11 protein-coding genes and 1 tRNA gene are annotated in these 12,080 nt (G+C 66.2%); 3 read left to right on the top strand and 9 right to left on the bottom strand.

The features are described 5' to 3' along the window. Positions 1-148 precede the first annotated feature (148 nt). The 6 genes from LI953_RS14535 to LI953_RS14510 form a co-directional block, all read right to left on the bottom strand. A complete protein-coding gene (locus tag LI953_RS14535) occupies positions 149-487 on the bottom strand; it encodes a hypothetical protein (RefSeq protein ID WP_227076816.1) in 339 nt (112 codons plus the stop codon). Between the two features lie 9 nt (positions 488-496). Continuing rightward, positions 497-937, bottom strand: coding sequence for a GNAT family N-acetyltransferase (locus LI953_RS14530; protein ID WP_227076815.1), 441 nt, complete (start codon positions 935-937; stop codon positions 497-499). Positions 938-968: 31 nt separating this feature from the next. Further along, positions 969-3,632 (bottom strand): valine--tRNA ligase, encoded by a 2,664-nt coding sequence (locus LI953_RS14525; RefSeq protein WP_370635815.1) that lies wholly within the window; start codon positions 3,630-3,632, stop codon positions 969-971. A gap of 66 nt (positions 3,633-3,698) precedes the next feature. Beyond that, positions 3,699-4,349 carry a DUF2497 domain-containing protein gene (locus tag LI953_RS14520; RefSeq protein ID WP_227076814.1) on the bottom strand — a complete coding sequence of 217 codons (651 nt, stop codon included), beginning with the start codon at positions 4,347-4,349 and terminating at the stop codon, positions 3,699-3,701. 84 nt (positions 4,350-4,433) lie between these two features. After that, positions 4,434-5,930, bottom strand: coding sequence for a TolC family outer membrane protein (locus tag LI953_RS14515; RefSeq protein WP_227076813.1), 1,497 nt, complete (start codon positions 5,928-5,930; stop codon positions 4,434-4,436). A 2-nt stretch (positions 5,931-5,932) separates the two neighbouring features. Continuing rightward, positions 5,933-6,589 (bottom strand): protein-L-isoaspartate O-methyltransferase, encoded by a 657-nt coding sequence (locus tag LI953_RS14510; protein WP_227076812.1) that lies wholly within the window; start codon positions 6,587-6,589, stop codon positions 5,933-5,935. 139 nt (positions 6,590-6,728) lie between these two features. Between LI953_RS14510 and LI953_RS14505 the strand changes: the two genes are divergently transcribed. Continuing rightward, positions 6,729-6,802, top strand: a tRNA-Cys gene (locus LI953_RS14505). Positions 6,803-7,061: 259 nt separating this feature from the next. Further along, entirely contained in the window at positions 7,062-7,235 is a 174-nt protein-coding gene (locus LI953_RS14500; protein WP_255643194.1) for a Flp family type IVb pilin, read from the top strand. Positions 7,236-7,316: 81 nt separating this feature from the next. On the opposite strand, the gene LI953_RS14495 is transcribed toward LI953_RS14500, so the two are convergent. Together LI953_RS14495 and LI953_RS14490 are read right to left on the bottom strand one after the other, a co-directional pair. Continuing rightward, a complete protein-coding gene (locus LI953_RS14495) occupies positions 7,317-8,690 on the bottom strand; it encodes a tetratricopeptide repeat protein (protein WP_227076810.1) in 1,374 nt (457 codons plus the stop codon). Further along, the gene (locus LI953_RS14490) at positions 8,687-10,513 is read right to left on the bottom strand and encodes a sulfotransferase (protein WP_227076809.1); all 1,827 of its coding nucleotides are present in this window, start codon (positions 10,511-10,513) and stop codon (positions 8,687-8,689) included. Before LI953_RS14490 ends, LI953_RS14495 begins: the two co-directional genes overlap by 4 nt. Positions 10,514-10,690: 177 nt before the next feature. Between LI953_RS14490 and mbfA the strand changes: the two genes are divergently transcribed. Next, positions 10,691-11,647 carry an iron exporter MbfA gene (gene mbfA, locus LI953_RS14485; protein ID WP_227076808.1) on the top strand — a complete coding sequence of 319 codons (957 nt, stop codon included), beginning with the start codon at positions 10,691-10,693 and terminating at the stop codon, positions 11,645-11,647. A gap of 9 nt (positions 11,648-11,656) precedes the next feature. Here mbfA and LI953_RS14480 read toward each other — a convergent pair. Then, on the bottom strand, positions 11,657-12,080 hold a 424-nt coding region (locus LI953_RS14480), incomplete at its 5' end, for a cupin domain-containing protein (RefSeq protein WP_227076807.1).

Raw genomic sequence — 12,080 nt, 5'->3', positions numbered from 1 at the left:
GATCAGATTGGAAATTCCGTCGAATAAGCCCATGTCTTGACCTCCTCCTGGCAACGGGAGGCCATGCGCAGCCCCGCCGGTGCCGCATTTATACATGGGCAAGGGCCGGTCGAGCCGGGTTCAATTTAATTTCACACGAGTGTCGCGCTCAGGCGCGCCAGAACGTCATCAACATCCCACCCGCGACAATCAGCGCGCCGCCCGCCAGCACTGGCAAGCCGGGCCGGACGCCAAAGGCCAGCAGATTGATCAGCTGCGCCACCACGAAGAACAGCGACACATAAACCCCGAGCAGCCGCCCGAAATCCCAAGGCGGCAGGTTTACGCTCACACCGTAGATGAACAGCACCAGCGCTGCCGCGCCAAACAACCCCAGCCGCACCAACGGCACCGCCTGCGAATGCAGCGCAATGCGGGCCAGCGCGTCGCCCCCCACCTCCAGCGTGGCGGCCAGGGCGAGCAGGGCCAGAATGGCCAGGTTATTCATACCCGCCGGTCAGAGATTTTTGCGGTACTGGATGAATCCGGTCTTATCCGCGATCCGGTCATACAGCGCCTGCGCGGTCTTGTTGGTCTCATGCGTCAGCCAATACACGCGCGAGGCCTTCTTCTCCCGCGCCTTGGCATACACCGCCTCGATCAGCGCCCGCCCCACGCCCTGCCCGCGCGCCGGCGAAGCGGTGAACAAATCCTCAAGGTAGCACACATTCTCCAGGCACCAGGTGTTGCGATGGAAAATGTAATGCACCAGCCCGAGCAGCACGCCATCCTCCTCGGCCACCAGCGCATGCACCGGCTCGTTGGGGTCGAAGAAACGGCCCCAGGTCGTTTCGGTGATCTCCGCCGCCAGATCGGGCACCTGGTAGAACTCCAGATACCCCTGCCACAGCACCGCCCATTGCGCCTTATCACCAGGCTCGATCTCACGTACGCGCATATGCTCTCCTTTTGGCTGCGGGGTCGTCAGCTCAGGAAATACGGCGCAGCGCCGCCTCCAGCCGGTTCACCTCGCCGGTGAAACTGTCCTGCCGCTCACGGTGTTCCTCCAGCACCGCCTCGGGCGCGCGGGAGACGAAATCGGCATTGGCGAGCTTGGCGCTCACCTTGGCCAGCTCCGCCTGCGCCTTGGCCAGCGCGGCGCTCAGGCGCTTGCGCTCGGCGTCAAGGTCGATCAGCCCTTCCAGCGGCAGAATGATCGTCGCTTCGCCCAGCACGGCCTGGGCCGCGTTATTGGGCGCCGGGCCGGCGAGCGGCCCGATCTCCGAGGCGCGGGCCATGCGCGAGATCGCCTCGAACCACGCTTGCGCGCGGGCCAGGGTCGCGGGCGCGGCGTCCTGCAACAATACCGGGGATTTCAGTGACGGCGGCACGTTCATCTCCGAGCGCACGGTGCGGATCTCGGAGATCAGCCCGATCACCCAGTTCACCTCCGCCGCCGCCGCATCGGCATCGCTCACCGCCTGCGCCTCGGGCCAGGGGGCCGAGATCAGCGAGCCCTGCGGGCCATAGCCGAAATACCCCCACAGCTCCTCGGTCACAAACGGCACCAGCGGGTGCATCAGCCGCAGCAGAATGCCCAGCACATGCGCCGCCGTGTCGCGGATCTCCGCCGCATCCTCCGAAGCGAAGCCCGGCTTGGCGAACTCGATGAACCAGTCGCACAGATCGCCCCAGGCGAACCGGTAGCAGGCGCTCGCGTAGTCGTTTGGGCGGAACGCCTCCAGCGCCGAGGTCGCGGCGGTGATCGCCTCGTTCGCCGCGCTCAGAATCCAGCGGCAGAGCGGCAGCTTCGCGTTCTCGGGGCGGAAATCCGGGTTCGGCTTCACCCCGTTCATCTCCAGGAAGCGCGCGGCGTTCCAGATCTTGGTGATGAAGCCGCGATTGGTCTCGACGATCTTCTGCCCAAGCTTCACATCGCGCCCCTGCCCGGCGGCCGCCGCCACCGAGTAGCGCAGCGCATCCGCGCCATAGGCGTCGATCAGGGTCAGCGGATCCAGGACATTGCCCTTGGACTTGGACATTTTCTGCCCCTTCTCGTCGCGCACCAGCCCGTGGATATACACGGTGCGGAACGGCACATCGCCCATGAAGTGCATGCCCATCATGATCATGCGGGCGACCCAGAAGAAGATGATGTCGAAGCCGGTGACCAGCACGTCGGTCGGGTAATATTTGGCGAGTTCCGGCGTCTGCTCGGGCCAGCCGAGGGTGGAGAACGGCCACAGCGCCGAGGAGAACCAGGTGTCCAGCACGTCCTCGTCCTGGCTCAGCTTCACCCCCGCCCCGGCCTTTGCCTGGGCTTCCTCGGCATTGCGGGCGACATAGACATTGCCCTGCTCGTCATACCAGGCCGGGATGCGGTGCCCCCACCAGAGCTGGCGCGAGATGCACCAGGGCTGGATGTCGCGCATCCAGGCGAAGAACGTGTTCTCCCATTGCTGCGGCACGAATTTGATGCGCCCGCTCTCCACCGCCTCGATGGCCGGCTGCGCCAGCACCCAGGCGTTGCAATACCATTGCGTGGTCAACAGCGGCTCGATCACCGAGCCCGAGCGGTCGCCATGCGGCACGGTATGCGCGTGCGGCTTCACTTCGACCAGCAATTCGCGGGCTTCCAGCTCGGCGACAATGCGTTTGCGCGCCTCGAACCGGTCCAGCCCCTCCAGGCCCGCGCAAAACGCCGGCAGCTCGCCGAGCTCGGCCAATGTCACCTTGCCTTGCTTGTCGAGCATCGAGGGCATCGGCAGGCCGTGACGCTTGCCGACCTCGAAATCGTTGAAATCATGCGCCGGGGTGATCTTCACCGCGCCGGTACCCTTTTCCGGGTCGGCATACTCGTCGGCCACGATCGGGATGCGCCGCTCGGTCAGCGGCAGGATCACATGTTGCCCGATCAGGTGCTTGAACTTCTCGTTCTCGGGGTGCACGGCCACGGCGGTATCGGCCAGCATCGTCTCCGGGCGCGTGGTGGCGACGATGATCTCCTCGCCCCCCTCTACCGGATAGCGGATATACCACATGCTGCCCTTGGTCTCGCGGGCCTCCACCTCAAGGTCGGAAATCGCCGTGCCCAGCACCGTGTCCCAGTTTACCAGCCGCTTGTCCTGGTAGATCAGCCCCTGATCGAACAAGGCGCAGAACACCTCCCGCACCGCAGCGGAGAGCCCGTCATCCATGGTGAAGCGCTCGCGCGCCCAATCCGGCGAGGCGCCGAGGCGGCGGAGCTGCGCGGTGATGGCGCCGCCCGATTCGGCCTTCCACTGCCACACGCGGGAGAGAAATGTCTCGCGCCCGAGCTGCTTGCGCGACACGCCTTCCTTATCCAGCAGCCGCTCCACCACCATCTGCGTGGCGATGCCCGCATGGTCGGTGCCCGGCTGCCACAGCACATCGCGCCCCTGCATCCGGCGGAAGCGGACGAAGATATCCTGCAATGTCATGGTGAGCGCGTGGCCCACATGCAAGCTGCCCGTCACGTTCGGCGGCGGGATCATGATGGTGTAGGGGGCGGCGGCGGATTGCGGGTGAGCGGCGAAGGCGCCGGACTCTTCCCAACCACGATAGAGCCGCGCCTCAACCGAGGCCGGCTCGAAGGTCTTTTCCAGTGTCGTCAAGGTATACTCCGGCGCCATGCGGGCGGCGCACGCGAAAACAGGCGCCACCCCACCCAGGCCGGGCGGGGTGGCGCGGATTACAAATTACATGCGGTCCATCAAGCGGCCGATCTCGGCCCGCACCACGCGCTCAACGAGGCTCGGCAGATGCGTGTCCAGCCAGGATTTCAGCACGGGCTTGACCTCCTCGCGCACCAGATCCTCGATCGTCACACCCGGACGGCCAATGCCGACCGCGCGCTCGGCGCTCACGCTGCGCACCAGCGAGCCAACCTTGCTGGCGATTTCCTGGGCGGCGGTATCACTCACCAGTCCTTCGGGAGACTGAACCTGATCATCCATATTATTTTCCTTCGCGGGCTGAACTTTAGAGTAGTCCAAGGCTGCACCCTCCACCAGCGTGGCCGGCACGTATTGCTCGTCCGTAGACTGGCCGCTCACCACGCCGCTGTCCAGCGCCGCTTCGGCGCCCACCGGGGTGGAAATCGGCCCTGCCGCCGCGGCGGGCGAAGCCGGCGGCACGGCCGTGCCGGTCGAGACATTGGCATTAGGCGTGGCGAGCGGCGTATCCAGAACCAGCACGTCATCGTCAGAGTCATCCGGCGGCGCGGCGGCGGCGCGCTCCTTCTCTTCCTCCGTCAGGATACGGCGGATCGAAGCCAGGATCTCCTCCATGGACGGCTCACCCCCGCTGGCGGGGGCGGAACTATTGGAAATGCCGTTACCTTCGCTCATTGTCTCATCCTTTTAGAGCGATTTCCCCGGAAGTGAAACTACTTCACCCCGCCGCTCACGCGCAATTGCATAATCTCAACCGGTTCATGGAGTCGGCGCACCGGTGGCGTCATCCGTGATACCCGGCGCCGCGGGCGCCGCCAGCAAGGCGCCATTGGGCGCGATCCCGGCATCCTCATCCGCCGATTCACCCGTGCCAAAGCCCGCGTAATGCACGGCGTCGTAATACTTCAGATCGTCATATTCCTGCACCGGCAGGGCGAGATCCTTGGCCGTGAGCCGCCCCATGGCCGAGGCCACGCTGTAGGAATTATTGACCAGCTGAGCAATGTTCTGGACCTGCTGCACCTGGGCATTGAGCAGCAATTGCTGGGCGTTCAACACATCGAGCGTGGTGCGCGTGCCCACCAGCTCCTCACGCTCGGTGCCGTCCAGCGCGATGGCGTCGGCCTTGATCGCGGCATTGGTGGAGACAATGGCGGCGCGGGTGGAGGTCAGCGCCTCCCACGCCTGGGTAGCCTGAGCATAGGCGGTGCGCTGCGCATCGAGAATCGCGGCGAAACTCTGTTGCTCCTTGGCGCGGGCCTGGCGGATCGCGGCATATTCCGAGCCACCCTGATAGAGCGGCACGGTGAGCTGCGCCGTCACCTGGCCGCCACTGGTCTTCACTCCGATGCCCGATGAACCCTGTTGGTTGAAGGCCGTGGCCTGCACATCCACCTGCGGCATCAGCGCCGCGAAGGCGACATCCACAGCGTCCTTGTTCGCCGCGTCGGTAAATTCGGCGGCGGTCACGCTGGGGTTGTTGACCACGGCGAGCTTGGCGGCCGCGTCCTTGTTGTTCACCGGCAACAGCAACGGCTGCGGCGGGGCCATGTCATCGGCCGGATAATCCCCCACCAACTGCCGGAAATTCTCCCGCGCGATCTCGAGATTGCCCTTGGCGACCTCGACCTGCTCCTTGGCCTGCGCCAGCGAGGCCTGCGCCTGCGCCACCGAGGTCATGGTGATCTCACCGACATTGAACTGCGTCTGCGTGTCTTGCAGCTGTTGCTGCAGCACCTGCTCGTTGCTCTCCTGCAAGGCCAGAAGCTGCTTATCGGTGATCACCGTGACATAGGCATTGACCACGTTGGTGAACACGCTCTGCTCGGTGGCCAGCAGCTGCGCCCGCGCCGCGAAAACTTGGTTCTTGGCCTCGCGCACCGAGGCCAGCGTCTTGCCACCGCGATAAATCGGCTGATCCACCGTGGCGGATGAGGTGAGCGTGTTGCGGCTCTCGGCGGTGGACCTGCTGATATCAGGCGTAAGCTGCGTCCACTGCGTGCCCGAAACACGGCTGATCGAGGACGAAATCTGCACCGTCGGCCGCCAACCGGAGAGCGCCGCGGGCACCTGCTCATCCGTTTGGCGCAGAGCCGCGCGCTGCTCCTGCAGCGTCGCATTGTTGTTATAGGCCTCGGCCAGCGCCGCCGTCAGGGTCGAGGGCGGGTTAGCCCAGGCCGGATGCGCGGCAAACCCGCCCAGGGCGGCCAGCGCCACCCCGGCCAAGCGGGCATGGGAGCTGCGGCGGTGGCGCATGCTCAAAAGGCAAAGGCCGGAGCGCGGCGGAATTGCGGCAGTAGGCGCGGCGTACAGTCGAACAATTCGGTCTCGGCAAACCCGTTACCCACGGCCTGCGCGGCCACGGCGCGGCCAACCGCGCCCGGCCCCTCGGCCTCGGCTAACACGGCGATGACCCGCCCACCCGGCGCCAACTGCCCCGCGTAAGCGCCCGGAATCTCCGGCACCGCCCCTTCGATGACAATCGCGTCATAAGGCCCGCCCGCTGGCCAGCCCGCCGGCAGCGGCCCGGCAGCAGCTTGCACGTTGCGCCCATATTGCGCGAGCGCGCCCGTATTCAGCCGGGCGTCATCTTCAAGCGCCACCACAGCCACACCAGCAGCATCGAGGACCGCGGCGAGATACCCCGCCCCGGCGCCAACCACCAACACATGCGCGGGGTTCGCCTCCAGCACCGCCTGCGCCAGCCGCGCGGTCAGCGACGGATTTGCCAAATACCGCCCCTGGCCGAGCGGAATATCGGCGTCGGCATAAGCGAAGCTGCCCGGCGGGGCGAAAGCCTCGCGCGGCAGGGCGCGCATCGCCTCGATCACACGCATGTCGTGCACATGGTTGGGGCGGACTTGGCTGTCCGCCATATGGTCGCGGGCAATATTCTGAGAAATCTGATCCGCCATGCTAGCCTTCTGTTCGCTATCTGCGCGCTATATAGCGGGGCGGCCCGCCACAACTCAACTGCGCCAGGACAGCGTAAACCCGCATCGGGGCGCTTGACCCGCCCCCCGCCCGCGTGGATAAGGGCGCAGCAAGCCCCGAGGTCCGGTGGCAGAGTGGTGATGCAGCGGACTGCAAATCCGCGAATGTGGGTTCGATTCCCGCCCGGACCTCCAACTTCCCCAAGGCGCCGCCGCCCGGTTCCTGCTGCCCGGCTTCACATTCACCAAAAGTTTACATACGGCCATGTTTCGGACATGCCGCGAACAAGCTAAAAATAGCCATTCATAACAATACGTTATTTTAGCTTCGTGGAAACAACCCAAGATCCCGCCGGCAATTAGGGGCTTGCATTAAGTCGTTGACTTAAGTCACTAATGATAGGACACAATAAGTACGCAAACTTAATCTGCGTTCATCAACAGGAGACCAATGATGCTCACCGTGCTTCGCGCTTCCCTGCAGAAATTTGGCGCTGACCGCCGCGCCGTGACCGCCATCGAGTACGCGCTGATCGCGGCGCTCATCGCGGTGGTCATCATCGCCGCCGTCACCACCCTCGGCACCAACGTGTCCTCGACCTTCAACTCGATCGCTTCCGAGCTCTAAGCTCCGTCTGTTCTTGGCCGGCTGGTCCGGCCAAGGCAAAAACCGCCGCCAGCAATGGGGGCGGTTTTTTTTATGCCTCCGCTACAACCCGGCGGCGACGCGCTCGACCACGCCGCCCCAATCATAGGGCCGCTGCTGGCGGAAAATCCTGACCGACTGATACCAGGGCGTATCCTCGCGGTTCAGCAACCAGCGCCAATCCGGCGCATAAGGCAGCACCAGCGAGGTGGGCACATTGCTCGCACCGGCGATATGCGCGACCGAGGTGTCGATCGTCACCAGCCGGTCCACGCTCTGCAAAATCGCCATGGTATCAAGGAAATCGCCAATTTCCGGCCCCAGATTCACCAGCGGCGCGCAACCATAATACCCTCCGACCTGGGCGATCGAATCACCCTTCTGCACGGTGATGATGGCGAGATCCTCGCGCGCGAAGAGCGGTGCGAATTGCCCCAGTTTCAGGGTGCGCTTCTTGTCGTTCTTGTGCGTTGGCCGCCCGGCCCAGACCAAGGCGATGCGCTGCTTGCCCTTCGGCGTCAGCCGGTCGAGCTTCCCCGCCCATTCACGCACCAGCGCCGGGGCGGGACTGAGATAGCCCGATGGCGGCACGTTGCCGGTGTCGATCCCGGCCAGGCGCGGCAGGCCGGAGAGCGGGATATAGGCGTCGTAATCACCCGTATCCTCCCAGCGCGTGACGATTTTGCCCGCCCCCGGAATCTGCCGCAGGATCGGCACCAACTCGCCCGAGCAGGCCAGCACCGGCTGCGGCGCGAGCAGCGCCGCCCACGGGATCAGCCGCCCGAACTGGATGCAATCGCCAAACCCCTGATCGCCGATGATCAACAGCTTGCCCGGCGGCAATGGCTGCCCGTCCCATTGCGGCTTATCGGTCTTGGGCAGCATCCCCTCGGCCTGCTTGAGCTTGAAGCGCCATTCATAGCTCTCCCAGCCTTCCCGCATGCGCCCGGCCAGCAGCAGCGCCTCGGCCCGCTCGAAATGCGCCTCGGCATAATCCGGGTCGAGTTCGATCGCGCGCTCCGCCATGCGCACCGATTCGTCCAGTTCCAGCCGCTCGTAATGGATCAGCGCCAAGTTGAAATAGGCGCGCGAATCATTGGGGGCCAGTTCCACCGCCCGCCGCCCGGCGCGCAGCGCGTCCTCCAGCCGCCCGGCCCCGCGATACACTTCGCACATATTGCGCGGATACAGCGCCATCTCCGGGGCGAGCGCCTCGGCCTGCTCCATGCGCGCGATCGCCTGCTCCACCCGCCCGTTGCGGTAGGCGACAATGCCCGCCAGATGCAGGATATGCGGGTGATCCGGCTTGGCCGCGAGCATCCGGTTGGCGAGGTCATCGGCCTCCGCCAGCTTGTTCTCCTGCTCCAGCCGCGCCAGCTTCTCCAGCGCCTCCGAGAGCGGCACCACCTGCTTGCCCGGCTCCACCGCGCCGCTCATGCCCGCATCTCCGCATCCTCATAGCCCAGCGTGGCCAGCCAGGGCGCCAATGTGTCGCGCAACTCGTCGAACAGATGCGGCATCTGCGCCACGTAATCGCGGTAGCGATAGGCCGCGCGCGCATGCACCGGCGCGCGCGTGGCCAGATGCTCCGGCACCGGGTCGGGCAGCGCGGCGGCGTTGGCGCGCAGCGTCGTCTCGTCTGGCGGGGCCGCCTCGGCGCCGATAAACGCCAGCACCTCGCGCAGCTTGCCCGCCGGATCAGCCACCAGATCCTCATAGCGCAGCGGCAGGTAGCGCAGCGTGAGCTGGCCACGGTAATGGGCGATCATCTCCGCCTGCAGCGCGTAGTATTTCGCCAGGGCCGGGGCGCCGGCCTGGGCGTTGCCCTCCAGACGGCGGTCCTGCATCAAGTTGGAGAGCATCAGATCATACGGGTGGCGCAGCACATGGATGACCGGCGCCTCCGGGTAGAGCAGTTTGATCAGCCCGAGATGCCAGACATTCGAGGCCGCGCGGTCGGTGATGAAGCGCGCGCCCGGACGCAGCAGACCGCGCCGCTGGCGGCGTTCCTCATACAAGCCGCGCAACCGGTCCGGCAGTTCCACGCCACCGCCGGCAATGAATTCATCCAGCGCCTGCGGATACGCGGCCCCGGTCAGGCGCGTCACCTCCTGCACCAGATCGCCCACCGGGGCGGCCTCGTCCCCCACCGCGAAGCCCGGCACCTGGGCCAGCAATTGTTCGAGCAAGCCCGTGCCCGCGCGCGGGAAGCCGAGCAGGAACACCGGCATGAACGCCCCCGCCCCGGCGCGCGGCAGCGCCTGCACGCGGTCGGCGGTGAAATAGGCCTTATACGCCTCGGCGCGGGCGCGCAGCCCGGCCTCGTCATAAGCCAGCCCGTTGCGCTCGCGCTGCGCCCGCCGGGCCGCGACGATCACGCCCATCGCCTCTTGCAGCCGCCCAAGCTGCGCCATCGCCCGCCCCAGCGCCAACGCCTCCAGCGGCAGTAATTGCTCCGGCGGGCCGAGCCGCTCCAGCGCCGCCTGCGGCTGATCCATGGCGAGGTCGGCCATCACCCGCAGCAGGCGCAGCGTGCGGTCATCCGGCCAGCGGGCCAGGGCGGCGTCCAGCATCGCCACTGCCGCCTGCCGGTTGCCGCGCGCAAACGCCACCTGCGCGTAACCGCCAATGCCGCGCCGGTTTTCCGTCTCCGGCGGCACGGCCTGCGCGTAGAGCGCGGCGGCCTCGGCCAGCCGCCCCTGCTGGCGCAAATTCCAGGCGAGATTGGCCACCGCCAGCGGGTCATCGCGCCCAAGCAGCTTCAGGGCGCGGCGGTAATGATGTTCACCCCCCGGCAGATTGCCAGTCTCGGTCAGCACCACGCCCATCAGATGATGCGCCGCGGCGTCGCGGGGTGTGGCTTTCAGCGTCTCGGTGGCGGGGGCGAGCGCCTCGGCATGCCGCCCCTGCCCCACCAGAAACTGCGCGAACTGCATATTGGCGGCGGCCCGCGCCTGGGCCGGGCCGGGCAGCGCCGCCAGCCGCGCGCCGAGCGCCTCGGCCGCCGCGCCGCGCTGCTGCGCTTTACGGATTTCATACAGCACCCTGAGCGGCGCGCGGAAATTGGGTGCCAGATCGAGCAATTTCAGCGCCAGCGCCTCGGCCTCGGCATATTTCCTGTCGTTGAACAGCCGGGCTGCCTCCTGGCCCTGGCCGTCGAGCAGCGCCAAACTCTCCTGCCCCGCCAGCGCCCCCGCCGGCTGGGCGCAGCAGCGCGAAGCGCGCAACAAGCTGCCACACGGGCACAAGCCGTCCGTCATCTGCTCCGTCACCGCCTCACCTGCCTCATTAACCAACCACGCGCATATTCGCAGGCTTTCCCCCCACCAGCAACGCGCACGGCGTTGAACAAATTGCGAGTTATTCTCATAACACCATGATTCCCTTGACGATTCACGCGCCCGGGGCCAGATGACCGGCGAGATCAGGAGATATTCATGCGCGATTTTTCACAACTGACGGAGCGTGAAGTGCTGGCCCTGGCCATCGGCGCCGAGGAGGAGGATGCGCGCATCTATATCGACATCGCGGAACGGCTGCGCGAGCAATTTCCCGCCACGGCGCAGAGCTTCATGGACATGGCGGCCGAGGAAGGCGAACACCGCCGCCGCCTGCTTGACCTCTATAAAGAGAAGTTTGGCGAGCACATCCCGCTGGTCCGCCGTCAGGACGTACGCGGCTTCCTCAACCGCAAGCCGGTCTGGCAGCTGCCCAGCCCAAGCATCGACGAGATCCGCGACCTCGCCGAAGGCATGGAGGCCGAAACCCAGCGCTTCTACCGCACCGCCGCGTCCCGCGCCACGGATGTCTCCATCCGCAAGCTGCTCGGCGACCTCGCCGATGCCGAAGTGCAGCACGAGCACAGCGTGGAGGCGATCAACGCCAAAAACCTGCCCGAGGGCGTGCGCGAGGAAGAGGACGAGCATGCCCGCCGGCTGTTCGTGCTGCAATATATCCAGCCCAGCCTGGTCGGGCTGATGGATGGCTCGGTCTCCACCCTGGCCCCGATCTTCGCCGCCGCCATCTCCACCGGCCGGCCGTGGGATGCCTTTCTGGTCGGCCTCGCCTCCTCGGTCGGCGCCGGCATCTCGATGGGCTTCGCCGAGGCGCTCTCCGATGACGGCTCGCTCACCGGGCGCGGCACGCCGATCATCCGCGGCCTCGTCACCGGCGCCATGACCACGCTGGGCGGGCTTGGCCACACCCTGCCCTTCCTCATCAGCAACCTGCATCTGGCGCTGATCGTCGCCATCTGCGTGGTCACGGTGGAACTCGCCGCGATTTCCTGGATCCGCTGGCGCTTCATGGATACCTCGCCGATCCGCGCGACGATGCAGATCGCGCTCGGCGGCGCGCTGGTCTTCGCCACCGGGCTGGTGATCGGGGCCGGATAGCCCGCCCCCTCAACCCTCCTGGCGCGGATAGGTGATGACCGAGAGATACCGCATCGGCTTCACCAGCAGCCGCTCCGGCCCATGCGGGGCGGCGGAGTCGAACAGCAGCGCGTCGCCCGGCGTCAGGTGGTAGGATTGTTCGCCATGGCGATACATCACCTCGCCGCTGATCATGTAGATAAATTCCGTGCCCTCATGCTGAAACGCCGGATAGGGTGTGGCATCCGTCGAGAGGGTGATGAGATACGGCTCCACCACCGCCCTGCCGCCGAGGGCGTGGCCGAGCAGCGCATATTGGTGCCCGGCCTTGGAGCCGCGCCGCTCGATGACCACGCCGGTCCCCGCCTTCACATAGGAGCAGCCGCGCTTCTCCTCGAAGGTGCAAAAAAATGTGGTGATCGGCACGTTCAGCGCCCCGGCCAGCGCCTGTAGC

This window comes from Acidocella sp. KAb 2-4, assembly GCF_020567705.1.
In the GTDB taxonomy this organism is placed as follows: Bacteria; Pseudomonadota; Alphaproteobacteria; order Acetobacterales; family Acetobacteraceae; genus Acidocella.
This window is presented reverse-complemented; position numbering and strand designations above follow the sequence as displayed.